The 20,119-nt window shown below is 70.3% G+C and carries 1 protein-coding gene; it reads left to right on the forward strand.

Features of this window, described 5'->3' with window-relative positions; all coding sequences use genetic code 11:
- Nucleotides 1-56 precede the first annotated feature (56 nt).
- The gene (locus GH681_RS12645; RefSeq protein ID WP_153161844.1) at nucleotides 57-19,967 is read left to right on the forward strand and encodes a YDG domain-containing protein; all 19,911 of its coding nucleotides are present in this window, start codon (nucleotides 57-59) and stop codon (nucleotides 19,965-19,967) included.
- Nucleotides 19,968-20,119 lie beyond the last annotated feature (152 nt).

The raw sequence follows: 20,119 nt of genomic DNA on the forward strand, positions 1-20,119 counted from the left end.
CGGCACCCCTCCGCACCCCACGTCACCTGAAATCTGAATCCTGAAGGAGCGCTCCCATGAACGGGCATGCATCGATGAACCGAATCTACCGTCTTGTCTGGAGCCATCGCCACGATGCCTGGGTCGTCGTCGCGGAAATCGCGCGCGGCCGCGGCAAGTCCAGCGGCGTGACCGGTTCGGAAGCCCGGGTGGGCGGCGCGGCCGCCGCCACGGTGACGGGGGAGGGCGCGGGGCGCTGGCGTGAGCGATTGCTGGGTGCGGCGCTGCTCACCTTCGGGATGAACGCCTTCGCGGCGCCGCCGGCCGCCGGCCAGCTGCCCACCGGCGGCAACGTGGTGGCCGGCCAGGCCGCGATCAGCCAGGGCGGCGCGCGGATGGACATCAACCAGGCCTCCAACCGCGCGGTCATCGACTGGAGCAGCTACAACGTGGGCGCCGCGGCCCAGGTGAACTACAACCAGCCGTCCGCCGCGTCGGCCACCCTCAACCGGGTGATGGACACCCAGGCCTCGCAGATCCTCGGCAAGATCACCGCCAACGGCCAGCTGGTGCTGGTCAATCCGAACGGCGTGTACTTCGGCAAGGGCTCCAGCGTGGACGTGGGCGGCCTGGTGGCCTCGACCCACGACGTCGCCAACGCCGACTTCATGGCCGGCAAGTCCAGCTTTGCCCGCAACGGCAGCACCGGCAGCGTCGTCAATGAAGGCGAACTGCGCGCCGCGCTGGGCGGCTACATCGCCCTGCTGGCGCCCGAAGTGCGCAACGAAGGCGTGATCGTCGCCCGGATGGGCACCGTCGCGCTGGCCTCGGGCGAGCGTGTCACGCTGCAGTTCGACGGCAATAACAGCCTCGCCGGCATCGTCGTCGAACCCTCGAAGATCAAGGCCCTCGTCGAGAACAAGGGCGCCGTGGTGGCGCCGGGCGGGGTCATCATTCTCTCCGCGCGGGCCGTGGACCGCCTGCAGGGCGGCATCGTGCGCAACAGCGGCAAGCTCGAAGCCACCGGCATGGCCATGAAGGGCGGCAAGATCGTCCTGGAAGCCTCGGATCGCGTCGAGAACACCGGCACCGTCAGCGCCGACGCTGGCCGCGACGGCAGCCCGGCGGGCGAGGTGAGCGTCACCGCGCCGGTGGTCGTGAACAGCGGCACCATTTCCGCCAAGGGCGCCGCCGCCACCGAACCCGTGGTGGCCGGCGCCAGCCGCAGCGGCGGCCGCGTCAGCATCACCGCCGACACCGTCACCCAGACCGCCACCGGCAAGCTGGATGTCTCCGGCGCCGACAAGGGCGGCGAAGTCACCGTCAAGGCGGCCCAGGACGTGGCCGTCTCCGGCACCGTGGACGCCACCGCCGAAGCAGGCGAGGGCGGCGCTGTCCACGTCGAGGCGGGCAACAACATCACTCTCTCTGCCGCCACCATGGATGTCTCCGGCCTTCTCGCCGGCGGGCAGGTCCGCCTGGAGGGCGGCCCGCGCAAGGCGCCCACCGCGCCCGCCGACAACACCCCGCCGACCACCGCCATCCTCGACAGCAGCAGCCTGCGCGCCGGCAGCCGGCGTGGCCGCGGCGGCAGCATCACCCTGACCGGCGATCACGTCGGCCTGTTTGAAGGCGCCGAGCTGGATGCCTCCGGGGCCACCGGCGGCGGAACCGTGCTGGTGGGCGGCGACTATCAGGGCAAGAACCCCGACATCGCGAACGCGCAGGCCACCTTCGTGGCCGAAGGCGCGGTGATCCGTGCCGACGCCACCGACGCTGGCAACGGCGGCAAGGTGATCGTGTGGGCCGACGGCAACACCCGCTTCCTCGGCCAGATCAGCGCCCAAGGCGGCGCGCACGGCGGCGACGGCGGCTTTGCCGAAGTCTCCGGCAAAGGCGTGCTCGACTTCCGTGGCCAGGTGAACCTGCTTGCCAGCGCCGGCCAGGCCGGCTCCCTGCTGCTCGACCCGCACAACCTGACCATCAGCGGCGGCGCCGACACCATCGCCTCGGGCTTCGACGCCGACGGCGACGACTCGGTGCTGAGCGTCGCCACCCTGCAGAACGCGCTGGCCAACGGCAACGTCACAGTGACCACCGGCAGCGGCGGCAGCCAGGCCGGCAACATCACCGTCGCCAGCACCCTGGGCTGGTTCTCGAACTACTCGCTGAGCCTCACCGCCGCCAACAACATCACCGTGAACAGCGGCGTCTCGATGATCGCCGCCGGCAACGGCAACATGATCCTCACCGCCACCGGCGGCGCCCTGAGCAACGCCGGCACCGTGCGCACCTACGGCGGCAACCTCACCGTCGTCGCGGGCGGCGCCGTCTCCGGGGCCGGCGTGTATGACGTGGCCGGCACCGCCAGCTTCACCGCCGGCGGCAACATCGACCTCACCACCGCCAGCAACCGCTTCGTCGGTGCGATGTCGCTGGCGACCACCAGCGGCAGCGTGCAGCTCGTCAACTCGGTGGCCACCGTGCTCAATGGCGCCAGCGCCACCAGCGGCGTCAGCATCGCCTCGGGCGGCTCGATCACCACCGGCGGCTCGGCCACCGGCCTCGACAGCGGCAGCGGCGCGCTGACCCTGTCCACCGCCAGCGGCTCCAACGGCTCGATCATCTACACCGGCAACGTGCACGCCGGCGGCGACACCAGCGTGTCGGCCGATGGCCTGGGCGCCATCTCCCTGGCCCACATCACCGGCGCGGTGACCGTGGTGTCGGCCTCGGCCGGCGGCGCGATCACCCTCGGCGACAGCAGCACCGGCGCCGTCACCCTGGATTCGGCCAGCGGCAACGTCATCAGCGGCACCGCCGGCAGCGCCGGCCAGGCCAGCGGCACCGTGTCGGTCACCGGCACCTCGATCACCCTGAACGACCCGATCCGCACCAAGGGCGGCCGGGTCAACCTCACCGCCACCAGTGGCGACGTGACCGCCATCGCCGGCGCCAACATCGTCACCACCGCCGACGGCGACACCGGCACGGCGTCCGGCGTGGTCAGCGTGACGGCCCAGGGCAACGTGACCCTCCAGGCCATCACCACCACTGGCGCCAACAACCTGCTGGGCGTGGGCAGTAACGCCGCGGCGGTGGGCATCACCGCCACCACCGGCGACGTGAACGTGGGCGCCATCACCACCTCGGGGGGCGACGCGACCCCGGAAGCCTCCAACCCCACCAACCGCAACGGCGGCAATGCCGGCAACATCATCATCGGCGCCCCCGGCACGGGCAAGAACATCTACCTGAACGGCGACCTGCTCGCCATCGGCGGCGGCTACTCCGGCGCCAGCACCCAGGGCCTGGGCGGCTACATCGAGCTGCAGACCCCGACCATCCTCACCGCCAACCGGCTGGTCTCCACCGGCGCCACGTCGGGCAACATCTACGCCCTGTCCACCATCGATTCGGACGGCACCGCGCGCAGCCTGACCCTCACCGCCGGCACCGGCGACGTGCGCCTGCGCGGCGTGGTCGGCGGTTCGGCCCCGCTGTCGAGCTTCACGGTGTCCTCGTCGGCCAACACCACCGTCGAGAAGAACCTCACCACCAACGCCGCCGGCGGCGTGACCATCAACGCCAGCTACAACATCCATCTGGGCGACGACACCGTGGCCAACGGCAGCGGTGCGATGACCGTGGACACCCGTACCGGCAACGGCACGGTGACCCTCAACACCATCAACACCTGGCTCGACGACGCCGTCACCTTCACCCGCGGCAGCGGCGCCATCAGCGTCGCCCAGAACCTCTACAGCAAGGCCGCCGAACGTAACGACCTGACCTTCAACGGCACCGGCGGCGGCGCCATCTCGGTGGGCTGGGACGTGGGCGGCGGCAGCGTCGGCGGCGCCAACAGCCTCGGCGACATCCTGGTCAGCACCGGCACCGACCTGAGCCTCAACCGCAACGTCTCGGCCAAGAGCCTGGTGGCGGTGAACAGCACCGGCCGCCTGCTCATCAATGGCAGCAACATCTACGCCCAGTATTACGACGGCGCCTCCGGCCTGCAGCTGCAGACCACCGGCAGCGCCAACAACGTGGCCGGCGACGAGAACGTCACCGTCTATGGCTCGGTCACCAGCACCGCCAGCGGCGCACCGATCAGCATCGCGGCCCCCAACGGCACGCTCACGCTCGCCAACTACGCCGACCTCACCACCGCCGCCGGCGCGATCACCCTCAGCGCCTCGGGCAACATCTCCAACGGCTACGACACCGACCTCACCAGCACCGGCGGCGCCATCACGGTCAGCTCCAGCGCCGGCGCGCTCAACCTCACCGGCGACTACCTGGACATCACCACCACCAGCGGGCAGGTGAACCTCTCGGGCGTCGGCGTGACCTTCGGCAACACCGGCGCCGCCGGCATGGCCTCCACCGTGAACGCCGGCAGCGGCAAGATCCGCGTCAATGGCGGCGGCGGGCGCATCCAGTCGTACGGCACCCTCACCAGCACCGACGCCGACACCGCCGGCACCTCGGCGATCCTGCTGCAGAACGCCTACGTGGCCACCGCCAGCAGCGGGGCAGTGGTGATCCGGGCGGCCACCGCCACCGGCGGCACCCTCGAGATCGGCCAGCTCTCGGGTGGTTCGGCGGCCAGCAACGCCGACGTGCGTGGCGACGTGCTCCAGTACGACTCCGGCGCCAGCTACAGCGACACCATCAACATCAAGACCCTGAAGGTGGCGTCCACCACCACCATCAATGTCGGCGACAACTCCAACATCATCGACGAGCTGGGCGGCGTGACCCTCGGCGGCGCCCTGACCATCCAGGCCAAGGGCCGCGTCACCGGCATGGCCCTCACCGGCGACGTCACCGCCACCGGGGTGGACATCCGCACGGGTGTGGGCGCCCTGGCCGTCGGCACCCGCAACATCACCGCCACCACCGGCAATGTGGTGCTGCGCGGCCGCGGCATCACCCAGTCGGCGGGCTCCACCATCTCGTCCACCTCCGGCACGGTCACGCTGTACGGCAGCGACTACGCCACCAACACCCTCGGGGATGTCACCCTCGCGGGCACCGTCAATGCGGGCAGCAACTCGAGCGCCGCGGTGACCATCGACGACACCGCCGCCGTGCAGCTGGGCGACATCACGGCCGGCGTCGCCGGCAACCGCGGCGGCCTGGTGCTCGGCAGCAACACCTACCAGAGCCTCAACGGCAGTGGCGGCCACTGGCTGTACGCGAATGGCGCCGTGAGCCAGGCGGCCAACACCGCGGTCAAGGTGGGCGTCATCCAGGCCTTCCAGCTGGGCGGCCCGCTGAACCTCAGCAACGTGACCAACGAGATCGGCCAGGTCGGCTATGTGCGCCGCGGCGGCGCGATCACCCTTTACGACAAGGATGCCGAGGGCAACGGGCTCCTGCTGACCAACATCTACGACGGCAGCTACGACACCCTGCTCACCGCAACCACCGAGGGCGCCATGACGCTGTCGGGCACCAACCGGGGCAAGGGCATGGTGCTGACCGCCGGTGCCGGTGGCTTCAGCGCCTCGGGCTCCATCGAAGGCCATCACGGCGGTGCCGGCAAGATCACCATCACCACCACCGGCGGCGCCAACCTGACCAGCGGCACGATGTACGCCAAGGGCATCGAGATCTATTCCGGCGCTGCCGGAATCATCAACTCCGTCGATCTGCAGGCCCACCACGGCGGCGGCGGCGACCTGATCCTCGACGCTGGCGGCGGCAACGTCACCCTCAACAACCGGCTCTATATCATCGGTTCGGGTAACGACATCTTCATCCAGAACGCCAACAACGTTCAGCTCCATAACATCGAGCTGCGCAGCGGCAGCAAGGTGGTGCTCGGTGGCGTCGGCACTGGCGTGGGCGGAGCAGACGTGCCGCTCACCGGCAACGTCACCCAGGTCGGTCGCATCTACTCCGAGTCCGACACTACCGACGTGATCGGTGCGGTGGCTGGCTCGGTGAATATGAACTCGAGCAACCAGTTCTACCGGCTCGGCTACTTCGCCACCGGCGGCAACTTCAACCTTTACAACCAGGATCGCAACCTCACGGTGGTCGGCGCCGTGTCGTCGGCCAGCGGCAACGTCAGCATTTCCAACGGCAACTACGGCATCACCCTCACCAGCACCGGCAGCCTCTCCGCCAATGCTGCCACCAAGTCGGTCAGCGTGGGCGGCTACGGCGGCAACACCAACGGCTGGGTCAACATTCAGGGCGCCATCAGCGCCGGCACGGGCGGCATCGCCCTCACCGGCGGCGGCTCCATCACCAACAACAGCACCGGCACCCTCACCACCTACGGCATCTCCGCCGGTGAATACGCCAGCGGCGGCGGCAACATCGCCCTCACCGGCCGCGGCATCATCCAGGCCTCCCGCAGCATCAACGCCACCGGCGGCAGCGTCGGCACCGGCCCGTCCACCGGCACCAGCGGCGGCACCATCACCCTCACCGGCCACGACGGCACCGCCTCCGGCGACATCGTGCTGAGCGGCACGGTGCAGACCGCCAGCGCCAGCGCCAGCGCCGTCACCATCCGCGGCACCAGCGCCCTGGCCCTGCCAAACATCAGCGCCCCCAACGGCGGCCTGGTGCTCGGCGACAGCACCCCGACCATCGGCGCCATCACCGGCGCGATCACCCAGAGCGCCACCACCTCGGTGGATATCAAGACCCTCAACGTCACCGGCGGCAGCTCGGCGGTGCTCGCCAACACCGGCAACAAGATCTTCCAGCTGGGGGCGATCTCGGTGGGCGACAACGCCGCCGTCCAGTACGACTTCGACGCCTACGATTCCACCTCCGGCCTCTCGCTGACCCAGAGCATCACCAGCGCCGGCGGCCTGCGCCTGCGCACCGCCACCGGCGACGGCGCCAGCGGCGCCCTGGCCATCGGCGTGCGCAGCATCACCGCCCACGGCGACGTGTTCCTGGGCGGCGACAGCGTGACCCAGTCCCTCGGCTCCGTCATCGATGCCGACAGCGGCAGCATCCGCGTCGATGGCGGCAGCAACGCCTTCAACATCAGCCTGCTCGGCACAACCCAGACTGCCAGCACCGCCGGCACCGCCATCGAGATCGTCGGCGCCACCAACGCCACCCTCAACGTGGTGTCGGCCACCGCCGGCACCGTGACCCTCGGCGTCAGCGGCAAGGAAGTCACCGGTACCGTCGCCCAGGTCGCCGACACCGGCACCCTGTCGGCCGCCACCCTGGCTGGCAAGGCCGGCGTGGTCACCCTCAACAAGACCTACCTGGACAACCTCGGCAGCTTCATCACCACCGGCGCGCTCACCCTGAAGGATCTGGGCGGCGCCGGCACCGCCGGCCTCAAGCTCACCGGTGACGTGGTGGCCGGCGCGGCCTCCAGCATCGAGACCACCGACGGCGTGCTCGACCTCGACACCCACAGCGTCGACGCCACCGGTGTCGACATGGTGCTGAAGGGCATCGCGGTGTCCCAGACCACCGGCTCGTCGATCAAGTCCACCACCGCCTCGATCTTCGGCAACACCGGCAACATCACCCTCGACAGCGCCCTCAACGACTTCACCGGCCAGGTCACCGTCACCTCCACCGGCAGCCAGGTGTCGATCCGCGACGCCAACCAGCTCAGCATGAACGCCCTCACCGGCAAGCTGGCCCAGAGCACCTCGATCACCGCCATCGCCGGCACCCAGCTCGTGCTGGCCACCGAAAACCTCACCACCACCACCGGCAACATCGAGTTCCGCTCCCTCGACGGCAACCTGACCACCCCGGGCACCCTCACCACCGGCTCGGGCAGCGTCTCGCTGTACGCCACCACCTCGACCCCGGCGGTTGCCACCAACGGCAACGTGCAGGTCAACCAGACCATCACCACCGGCAGCGGAAGCGTGAATGTGGTCGCCCAGAAGGAGGTCAACCTCTCCAAGAGCGTGATCTCCACCAGCGGCAACCTGCTGCTCAGTGGCGACACCATCACCCACTCCACCGGCTCGGCCGGCGCCCCGCTGATGCTCCAGACCGGCGGCGCGGGCACCATCGACGTCACCGCCTCCGGCACCGGCGGCTTCGTGATGGGCCAGTACTACAGCTACCAGGCGGGCACCGGCACCATCTCCATCACCTCCGGCTCCACCGCGGATCTGGCCAACATCAGCTCCAGCGGCGCGGTCACGGTGGATGCCGTCGGCCTCGTCCAGCAGGTCGGGGCGGGCGCCACCCTCGCGTCGGATTCCCTTGCCGTCACCACCGCCAACAACGGCAGCATCACCCTCACCAACGCCACCAACGACGTGGCCAAACTGAGCCTCCGCAGCCGCAACGCCGGCGGCGCGGCGGCTGGCAGCGGCACCATCACCTACAACGACGCCAACGGCTTCGCGGTGCGCCAGATCGAAACCACCGGCGCCGCCACGCTCACCGCCCACGGGGCGATCTCCACCGACTCGAGCGGCTTCCCCGGCACCGTCGTGGCCGACACCCTGACGGTGAAGTCCCTCAGCAACAGCGGCGCCGACATCATCCTCAACGCCGCCGGCAACGACGTGAACAGCCTCACCGTCAAGGTGCGCGACGCCGCCGACGCGGCCATCGCCGGCAGCACGTCCACCCCCAGCGGCACCATACGCTTCACCGACGCCGACGGCTTCTCGGTGACCAGCGTCGAAACCCTGGGCAGCACCGTCCTCAACTCTGCCGGCCCGGTCACCCAGACCGGCGCCATCCTGTCGGCCAAGCTCGGCCTGCAGGGCAGCGGCAGCTACACCCTCAACGCCGCCAACACCGGCGTGCCCCTCAACGAGGTGAGCACCTTCGCCTCCGACGCCACCGGCGCGGTCAACCTGTCCAGCAAGCTCGCGCTGACCATCGGCTCCGTCAATCCGACCGGCATCACCACCGGCGGCGCGTCCATCAGCCTGTCGGCCCCGGGCATCGACTCGGCCGGCCAGACCATCGACACCCGCAGCGCCACCCCGGGCACCGCCGGCGGTTCGGTGAGCCTCACCACCACCGCCACTGGCAGCACCGGCAACCTGCGCACCGGCAACATCATCACCTCGGGTTCCGATGCCGACATTGGCCTCGGCGGCGCCGGCGGCGATGCCGGCAACATCACCCTCACCACTGCCGGTGACACCCTCACCGTGGCGGGCGCCATCACCGCCCGCGGCGGAGCCGGCGATGGCGCCGGTGCCAACGGCAACGGCGGCACCGTGCGCCTCAACGCCGCGGCCGGCGCAGTCAGCCAGGCCGACGGCAGCAACGAGATCAACGCCGGCAAGTTGCTGGTGAACGCCGCCAAGGCCTCCAGCCTGCTCGACACCACCAACGCCGTCGATCTGGTTGCGGCCAAGATCACCGGCGTCGGTGAAGGCTTCACCTACCGCAGCGGCGCCGATTACGCCGTCGGCGGCGGCGACGGTGTCGTCACCGGCATCAGCACCCAGGGCGGCGCCATCGACCTGGGCAGCAGCCCGGTGGCCGTCACCGTCAGCGAAGCCATCACCACCCGCGGCGGCAGCTTCAGCGCCACCGGCGTGGGCAGCTTCGATTCGTCCTCGGTCGCCATCTCCACCCTCGGCGACATCACCTACGCCGCCGGCGCCTACCAGAACGGCGGGGCGATCAACGTCGCCACCACCGCCAGCGGCGGCAACGTGCACACCGGCACCCTGGTCACCAGCGGCAGCGCCGGCGCCAGCGGCGCTTCGGCGGGCAGCGTCACCCTCAACGCCGACGGCGTGCTCACCACCTCCACCATCACCGCGCTGGGCCAGGGCACCGGCACCGGCACCGGCGGCGCGGTGGATCTCACCGGCGGCAGCGGCGTGCATCTGGCCGGCTCCATCGACACCAGCGGTGGCGTGGCCGCCACCGCGGCGGCCGGCGGCAACATCAGCGTCACCGGCCCGGCCCAGGTCAGCGGCGGCGACCGGGTGCTCAGCACCGGCGCCGGCAGCGGCAACGTGGTCTTCAACGGTAGCCTCGACGCCGACGGCACGCCGCGCGGCCTCACCGTATCGGTGGGCACCGGCAACGCCACCTTCAGCAGCACGGTCGGCGGCACCAGCCCCCTCGGCGCGCTGGTGGTCAACAGCGCCGGCACCACCCGCTTCGACGCAGCGGTGAGCGCCGCCAGCGTCACCACCGACGAGCCGGGCACCACGCTGCTTAACGGCAACGTCACCACCAGCGGCGCGCAGGTCTATCACGACATCGTCGAAGTCCGCTCGGGCATCACCCTCGGCACCACCAACGGCGCCGTCACCTTCGACAAGACGGTGGATTCCGAGACTGGCGAGACCAACGCCCTCACCGTGAGTACCGGCAGCGGCAACGTCACCTTCACCGATGTGGTCGGCAGCACCACCACCCTCGGCGCGGTGACGGTCAACAGCACCGGCACCACCAAGTTCAACGCCGCGGTGACTGCCGCCAGCGTTGCCACCAACGCCGGCGGCACCACCCAGATCAACGGCAACATCACCACCACCGGCACCCAGACCTACAACGACGCGGTCGAGCTGCAGGCCCCGCTCACCCTGGCCACCACCGACAGCGCCGTCACCTTCGGCGGCAGCGTAGATTCCCAGGTCACCGGCGGCGTGGGCGAAGCCAACCCGCTCACCGTCAATGCCGGCACCGGCGACGTGAGCTTCATGGGCGTGGTCGGCGGCGCCGTGAAGGGCGCGCCGGGCGCGATCGTGGTGAACAGCGGTGGCACCACCCTGTTCAACGCGGCGGTCACGGCGGCCAGCGTCACCACCGACGCCCCGGGCAAGACCCAGCTCGGCGGCAACATCACCACCACCGGCGCCCAGCACTTCCAGGACGATGTGGAAGTGCTCACCGCCGTCAGCCTTGCTACCACCAACAGCGCGGTCAGCTTCGACAAGGCCGTCGATTCCGCCGCCGGCCAGACGGCGGCCCTCACCGTGGGCAGCGGCAGCGCCGACGTCACCTTCAGCGGCCTGGTCGGCGGCACCACCGCCCTCGGCGCCCTGGCGGTGGATAGCACCGGCACCACCCTGTTCGCCGACGCGGTGCGCGCGGCCAGCGTCACCACCAACGCCGGCGGCACCACCCGCCTCGGCGGCAACGTGACCACCGGCGGCGCCCAGACCTACAACGACGCGGTCGAGCTCCTCACCGGCGTCACCGTCACCACCACCAACAGCGCGGTCAGCTTCGGCGGCACGCTGAACTCCGAAGCCGGCGAGGGCAACAACCTCACCGTCGTCGCCGGCAGCGGCGACGTGAGCTTCACCGGCGCGGTGGGCGGCGCGGCCAGCGGCCGCCTCGGCACCCTCACCGTCACCAGCGCCCACGACGTGACCGCCAACGCGATCAGCGCCGGCGCGCTCGTCCAGACCGCTGGCAGCGGCACCACCACCCTGAACGGCGCCGTCGATACCGACACCGCCGCCGGGGTCAGCCTCGCCGGCACCCACCTCGCGGTGAACGCCGGCATCACCACCACCAACGGTGGCGGCGTCACCCTCAATCAAAGTGGTACCACGGCGCTGTCGGCGTCCGGCGACATCAACGCCGACGGGGCCGTCCACATCACCGCCGGTGGCGGCATCAGCACCGCGGGCGACATCACCACCAACGGCGCCGATGTCACCTTCGCGTCCGCCGCCACCCTGACCGGCCCGGTCAGCATCAACACCGGCGGCGGCACCAGCACCATCCAGTTCGCCAGCACGGTCGATAGCGACGCCGCCGGCACCCCGCGCACCCTGCGCCTCGCCACCGGCAGCGGCGGCCTCAACTTTGTTGCCGCGCTGGGTGGCACCCACGCCCTCGACGAGCTGCGCCTCGAGTCGGCCGGCGTCATCACCCAGAGCGGTGCCGCGCCGATCAAGGCCGCCAAGCTGGCCATCAAGTCGGCCGGCAACGTCACCCTCGCCAACACCGGCAACGACGTGGATGTGCTCGCCGCGCTGCTCTCTGGCGGCGCCAGCCTGGCCTTCGTGGATCAGGACGGCGTCGAGGTCGGCACCGTCGACACCGCCGCGCTGCAGATCGTCGGCATCACCAACACCGCCGGCAGCTCCAGCGTCAGCCTGACCCTCGGCGGCCCGCTGACCCAGGCCGTCGGCGCCCCGATCCTGATCGGTGGCAACCTGACCCTCGACACCTCCGCCTACGAAGCCGCCGACGTTGCCGTCAAGAACGTCCACGCCGCCGGCACCGTGCTCGACGACTCCCTGATCGCCGGCGCCTTCACCCTCGACAGCACCGGCGCCGTCACCCAGAAGGCCGGCACCCCGCCGGCCGAGGACGCCTTCCTGCAGGTGGGCGGCAGCTTCGATCTGGTCGGCGCGGGTCAGTTCAGCTCCGGCAACTCGTCGAAGAACCTCATCGGCGGTGGCTCGGCAGCCGTGTCGGGCAACGAGATCCGCCTGTTCGGCGTGATCACCCTCAGCATGAGCGGCACCACCCTGCAGGCCTCGGCCTTCAACGGGGTGACCACCTCCACCGCCAGCGTCGCCGGCGCCAAGCTCGCCAGCGGCCTGCAGGTGGTGTCGGACGCCGGTGGCAAGACCATCTCGGCGGTCGCCAGCGGCAACGCCATCGTGCTTAACGACAGCAACAACATCGGCGGCCTGCTGAAGATCACCACCAAGGGCACCTTCAGCGACTCCGGCTCGTCGGGCATCACCGGCATCAACCAGTCCGGCGCGCTGGATCTGGGCGCGATCAGCCTGATCGTCCAGCAGAGCGCCGCCAACGCCGGCTCCGCCGTGAGCGGCGCCGGTGCCCTCAACCTGGGCAACGCCGGCAACCAGTTCAGCGGCCACGTAGCCGCCACCGCGGTGGGCATGAACGCCACCCTCAACGCCAGCGGCGATCTGGCCCTTGGTTCGGTGACCGCCGCCAACCTGGCGGTGGGCAGCACCGGCAACCTCACCCAGGCTGCCAACACCGCGGTCCGCGTGGGCACGCTGGCGATCACCGGCGCCCAGTCGGTCACCCTCGACAACGCCAACCGCATCGGCACCGTGGCGGCCAGCAGCGTCTCCGGCGCGCTGTCCCTCGCCAACGCCCAGACCCTGGCGGTGGGCACCGCCGGCGGCATCGACGGCATCACTGCCAGCGGTCCGGTCACCCTGCGCACCACCAGCGGCGACATCGTGCTCGACAAGGGCATCACCGTGAGCGGCGCGTCCGACATCACCCTGGCCTCGGCCGCCAACTTCACCAACCACGCCGGCGCCGCCGCGCTGACGGTGGATACCGGCCACTGGCAGGTGTGGTCCACCGACCCGGCCGCCGACACCCTCGGCGGCCTCGCGCCGGACTTCAAGCAGTACGACGCCACCTACGGCACCACCAGCGTGCTGGGCACCGGCAATGGCCTGCTCTACACCCTGGCGCCGGAGCTCTCCGTGGCCCTCACCGGCAGCGTCGAGCGGGTCTATGACTCCACCGTTACCGCCACGCTCGTCCAGGGCAACTACAACGTCACCGCCGGCCTGCTGGCGGGCGACGCGGTGGTCTTTGGCACCGCCGGCACTTTCGACGACAAGAACGTCGGTAACGCCAAGAAGGTCTCGGTCAGCCCGGTGATCGATTCGGCCAGCGCCGGCAGCATCGTGGTGTATGGCTACAAGCTCGCCAGTGGCTCCACTGCGATCGACGCCAACATCGGCAAGATCACCAAGGCCACCCTCAGCGCCGTCACCGGCATCACCGCCAGCGACAAGACCTACGACGGCAACGACAGCGCCACCCTCGCCACCGGATCGGCCGGCTTTACCGGCAAGTACGCCGGCGACGTGCTGGCGGTCGATACCGCCACCGGCAACTTCGCAAGCAAGAACGCCAGCGCCACCTCGGGCACGGTGAACATCACCGGCATCACCCTCACGGGCACTGACGCCGGCAACTACGCCCTGGCCGACACCACCGCCAGCACCACCGCCACCATCAACCCGTTTGCCGTCAGCCTCACCGGCAGCCGCGTATATGACGGCACCACCGTGGTGGGCACGGGCGACCTGACCCTCGGCACCCTGGTGGGCAGCGAGACGCTCGCCCTCTCCGGCTCGGGCAGCGTGGCGACCCGCCACGTGGGCACCGGCAAGACGGTGGATGTGAGCGGCCTTTCCCTGGTGGGCGACGGCACCGCCGGCGCCGGCCTCGCCAGCAACTACACCTTCGTGGGCGGCAGCCAGACGGTGGACGTGACGAAGGCCAACCTGTCGGTGACCACCTCCGACGTGACCAAGACCTACGACGGCAGCCTCAGCGCAGCCGGCACGGCGGTGGTCGCGGCGGGCGGCACCCAGCTCTTCGGCGCCGACAACCTGTCGGGCGGCACCTTCGCCTTCACCAACGCCAACGCCGGCACCAGCAAGACGGTGAACACCAGCGCGGTGACGGTGAATGATGGCAACAGCGGCGGCAACTACACCGTCAGCTATGTGGCCAACACCACCAGCACCATCGACAAGGCGGCGATCACCGTCAGCACCAGCGACGTCACCAAGACCTACGACGGCACGCTGACTGCGGCGGGCACCGCGGTGGTCACCGCCGGCACGCTCTACACCAACGCCAGCAACGGCGGCGCGCTGGACAACCTCTCGGGTGGCAGCTTCGCCTTCACCGACGCCAACGCGGGCACCGGCAACAAGACGGTCACCGTGGGCGGCGTGACGGTGAATGACGGCGCCAGCGGCGGCAACTACATCGTCACCTACGCCAGCAACACCACCAGCACCATCAACCCCTACGCGGTCAGCCTCACCGGCAGCCGCGTGTACGACGGCACCACCGTGGTGAACACGGGCGACCTGACCCTCGGCACCCTGGTCGGCAGCGAGACGCTCGCCCTCTCCGGCACCGGCAGCGTGGCGACCCGCCACGTGGGCACCGGCAAGACGGTGGACGTGAGCGGCCTCAGCCTGGTGGGCGACGGCACCGCCGGCGCCGGCCTCGCCAGCAACTACACCTTCGTGGGCGGCAGCCAGACGGTGGACGTGACGAAGGCAAACCTGTCGGTGACCACCTCGGATGTGACCAAGACCTACGACGGCAGCCTCAGCGCAGCCGGCACGGCGGTGGTCGCGGCGGGCGGCACCCAGCTCTTCGGCGCCGACAACCTGTCGGGTGGCACCTTCGCCTTCACCAACGCCAACGCCGGCACCAGCAAGACGGTGAACACCAGCGCGGTGACGGTGAACGATGGCAACAGCGGCGGCAACTACACCGTCAGCTACGTGGCCAACACCACCAGCACCATCGACAAGGCGGCGATCACCGTCAGCACCAGCAACGTCACCAAGACCTACGACGGCACGCTGACTGCGGCGGGCACCGCGGTGGTCACCGCCGGCACGCTCTACACCAACGCCAGCAACGGCGGCGCGCTGGACAACCTCTCGGGTGGCAGCTTCGCCTTCACCGACGCCAACGCGGGCACCGGCAACAAGACGGTCACCGTGGGCGGCGTGACGGTGAATGACGGCGCCAGCGGCGGCAACTACACCGTCACCTACGCCAGCAACACCACCAGCACCATCAACCCCTACGCGGTCAGCCTCACCGGCAGCCGCGTATACGACGGCACCACCGTGGTGGGCACGGGCGACCTGACCCTCGGCACCCTGGTCGGCAGCGAAACCCTCACCCTGTCGGGCGCCGGCAGCGTGGCGACCCGCCACGTGGGCACCGGCAAGACGGTGGACGTGAGCGGCCTTTCCCTGGTGGGTGACGGCACCGCCGGCGCCGGCCTCGCCAGCAACTACACCTTCGTGGGCGGCAGCCAGACGGTGGACGTGACGAAGGCCAACCTGTCGGTGACCACCTCCGACGTGACCAAGACCTACGACGGCAGCCTCAGCGCAGCCGGCACGGCGGTGGTCGCGGCGGGCGGCACCCAGCTCTTCGGCGCCGACAACCTGTCGGGCGGCACCTTCGCCTTCACCAACGCCAACGCCGGCACCAGCAAGACGGTGAACACCAGCGCGGTGACGGTGAACGATGGCAACAGCGGCGGCAACTACACCGTCAGCTACGTGGCCAACAGCACCAGCACCATCGACAAGGCCGCGATCACCGTCAGCACCAGCGACGTCACCAAGACCTACGACGGCACCCTGAGCGCCGCCGGTACGGCCGTGGTCACCGCCGGCACGCTCTACACCAACGCCAGCAACGGCGGCGCGCTGGACAACCTCTCGGGCGGCAGCTTCGCCTTCACCGACGCCAACGCGGGCACCGGCAACAAGACGGTCACCGTGGGCGGCGTGACGGTGAATGACGGCGCCAGCGGCGGCAACTACACCGTCACCTACGCCAGCAATACCGCCAGCACCATCGACAAGGCTGCGATCACCGTCGGCACCAGCGACGTGACCAAGGCCTACGACGGCGGGCTGTCGGCCAATGGCACCCCGGTCGTGCTGTCCGGCACGCTCTACACCAACGCCAGCAACGGTGGCGCGCTCGACAGCCTCTCCGGCGGCACCTACGCCTTCACCGACAAGAACGCCGGCAGCGGCAAGACGGTGACGGTGGGCGGCGTGACGGTGAATGACGGCGCCAGCGGCGGCAACTACGCCGTCACCTACGCCAGCAACACCACCAGCACCATCGACAAGGCCCAGCTGACGGTAGTGGCCGACGTGGCCGACCGGACCTACGACGGCACCCTCAACGCCACCCTCAACGGCATGAGCCTCGTCGGCCTGGTGGGCAGCGAGACGGTGATCCCGGTTTCGGCCGGCACCACCCGCTTCGCCGACAAGAACGCCGGCACCGGCAAGACCGTGACCATCACCGGCATCGGCCTGCTGGACGGCCTTAATGGCGGCGTCGCCACCAACTACCAGGTGGCCTCCACGGCCACCGGCACGGCCAGCATCGTCAGGGCCAACGTGAATGTGGTCGGCGTGGTGGCCATGGACAAGGTGTACGACGGCACCACCACCGCCACCATCAACACCAGCGTGGCGGGCCTCACCGGCGTGATCGGCGCCGACGACGTGAGCATCGGCACCATCACCGGCAGCTTCGACACCAAGAACGTGGGTGCCAACAAGCTGGTGAACGGCAGCGCCTTCGTGCTGTCGGGTGCGGATGGCGGCAACTACAACCTGATCCAGCCCACCGGCATGCACGCCAGCATCACCCCGCGCGCCCTGACGGTGTCCGCCACCGGCGTCGACAAGGTGTACGACGGCACCACCACGGCCACCGTCAGCCTGGCGGACAACCGGGTGAACGGCGACGTGCTGACCCTCGGCTACACCGCCAACTTCCTCGACAAGAACGTCGGCCTCAACAAGTACGTGGGGGTTTCCGGCATCAGCCTGTCGGGCACCGACGCCGGCAACTACACCGCCAACACCACCACCGCCGCCTTCGCCAACATCAGCAAGGCCACGCTGAACGTGTCGGCCGCCGGCATCAACAAGGCCTACGACGGCAACACCACCGCCAGCGTCACCCTGTCCGACAACCGGGCGAGCGGCGACAGCCTCGCGGTCAGCTACACCGGCGCCGCCTTCAGCGACGCCAACGGCGGCCTGGGCAAGACGGTGACGGTCAATGGCATCAGCGTGAGCGGCGCTGACATCGGCAACTACACCTTCAACACCACCGCCATCACCACCGCCGACATCCTCGGCCGCCTGCTGACCATCTCCGGCGTGCAGGCCCTGGGCAAGGTGTATGACGGCACCACCGCGGCGGTGCTCGGCACTGGCGGCGCCGTGCTGTCCGGCCTGCTGGACGGTGACGTGGTGAGCGTGGGCCTCGGCAGCGGCGTGTTCGCCGACAAGAACGCCGGCACCGGCAAGGCGGTCACCGTCACCGGCATCGCGCTCTCGGGCGCCAACGCGGGCTCCTACACGCTGCAGCTGCCGGTCGGCCTCACCGCCGACATCACCCCGGCCAGCCTGACGGCGGTCACCGGCATCACCGCCGCCAGCAAGGTGTACGACGGCAACGTGGCGGCCGCCCTCAACACCGGCGCGGCGGGCTTCACCGGCACGCTGGCGGGCGACGTGCTGAGCGTGGCCAGCGCCAGCGGCGTGTTTGCCGACAAGAACGCCGGCACCGGCAAGACGGTGAGCATCGGCAACATCGTGCTGGGCGGCGCGGACGCAGGCAACTACGTCTTCACCGGCGCGGCCACCACCACCGCCGACATCACCCCGAAGGCGATCACCGTGAGCGGCATCACCGCCAGCAACAAGGTGTATGACGCCACCACCGCCGCCACCCTCAACACCGGCGCCGCCAGCTTCAGCGGCCTGGTGGGCAGCGACAGCGTGGGCGTCAGCGGCACCGGCCAGTTTGCCGACAAGAACGTCGGCACAGCCAAGGCGGTGGCGATCACCAGCCTTGTCCTCGACGGCGCCGACGCCGGCAACTACACGGTGACGACCAGCGCGGCACCGACCGCCGACATCACCCCGCGGGCCCTCACCGCCGATGGCATCAGCGCCGCCAGCAAGGTGTACGACGGCACCACCGCGGCCACCCTCGACACCACTGCCGGCCGCCTCACCAGCGGCGTGCAGGGTGCCGACGACGTGAGCCTGGTGGCCACCGCGGCCACCGGCAGCTTCGCCAGCAAGAACGTGGGCGTGGCCAAGGCGGTCACCGTCAGCGGCCTGGCCCTGGGCGGCGCCGATGCAGGCAACTACACCATTGGCGATGCGGCGGCGTTTGCCGACATTACCGCCAAGGCCCTCACCGCCAGCGGCATCATTGCCGCCAACAAGGTGTACGACGGCACCCGCGTGGCCAGCGTCGACGCCGGCGCTGCGGTGCTGGCCGGCGTGGTGATGGGCGACACGGTGGGCATCGACGCCAGTGGCGTGACCGGCAGCTTCGCCAACAAGCAGGCTGGCAGCGCCAGGGCGGTGACCATCGCCGGTCTGGGCCTCACCGGCGCCGACGCCGGCAACTACACGGTCAGCGACCTCTCCGGCGCCACTGCCGACGTGGCCGCCCGTGCCCTGACGGTTGCTGTCAGCACCAACGGCAAGCTGTACGACGGCAGCACCAGCGCCCCGGTCAGCCTGTCCGACAACCGTCTGGCCGGCGATCTGCTGAATCTGTCCTACACCAGCGCCAGCTTCGATACGGCGGAAGTCGGCCTCGGCAAGCCGATCCAGGTGCAGGGCATCGCCCTGGCCGGTGCCGACGCGGGCAACTACCGCCTCGTCGCCACCACCGCCAGCACCACCGGCAACATCTCGGCGCTGGATAGCGTCGTGCCGCCGCCGCCGGTTCCGGCCACCCCGGTCACCACCTACACGCCGGTGCAGCCGCAGGCGCAGGTGTTCGATTCGGCCCTGCCGGGCACGGGCGGCTCCAGCGGCGTGGTGGGCGGCTCGGGTGGGGTTTCCGGCGGTCTCGCTGGCGGCAGCGCCAGCAGCGGCCTCACCGGCGCCACGGGAGGTGGTCTTGGCGGTGCGGGCGGAGGCCTGGGTGGCAGTGGCACCGCGTCGTCCGGCCTGGGCGCGGGTGGTTCGGGCGGCATCGCCTCGGGCGCCGGCATCGGTTCCGGTTCCGGTACGGCGGGCAGCGGCGGCGTGCAGGCGGGGGCTCCGGCCACCGCAGGCAGCGGCGGTGTGTCCGGCGCGGTTTCGGCGCCGGCCGCTGGCAGCGGTTCGGGGGCGTCGTCGGCGGTGACTTCCGAGGGCAGCCAGTCCGGCGTCAATGTGCAGCTCCTGCAGGCCCCGGCCAGCACGCAGACGGGCCTCGTGCGGGTGAGCATCCCGCGCGGCGAGTCCACCTTCGTGTTCAGCGTGCCGAAGGATGTCTATGCCGGCGAAGGGCAGTCTGCCCTTGCCGCCAGCACCATCCGCATGGAAAACGGCAGCCCGGTGCCGGCGTGGATCAAGCACGATCCGCAGAGCATGAGCGTGTCGGCCACCAACGTGCCGCCGGGCGGTCTGCCGGTGCGCCTGCTGCTGACCATCGGCGGCAAGGTGACCACCGTGGTCATCGGCACCACCGACCAGGGCGGCCAGTAAGCGCCAGCAAGGGCTGGGAGGGGGAGGGCGGCAGTGGTCGCCCTCCTGAGAGATCGGCGAGTTTCCACCCGGCCGGGGCAGCCAGCCGGGTGGGGACTCGCCGGTTTTTCGTGGACCGGGCGGGCCGTCACCCCACCATCACCTGCCGGTAA

The sequence above is a fragment of the Zoogloea sp. 1C4 genome (genome assembly GCF_009469605.1).
GTDB lineage: Bacteria > Pseudomonadota > Gammaproteobacteria > Burkholderiales > Rhodocyclaceae > Zoogloea > Zoogloea oryzae.

Bases quoted from the DNA above. Each gene is read 5' to 3' on its own strand.
- GH681_RS12645 (WP_153161844.1), top strand. From the start codon at position 57: ATGAACGGGCATGCATCGATGAACCGAATCTACCGTCTTGTCTGGAGC.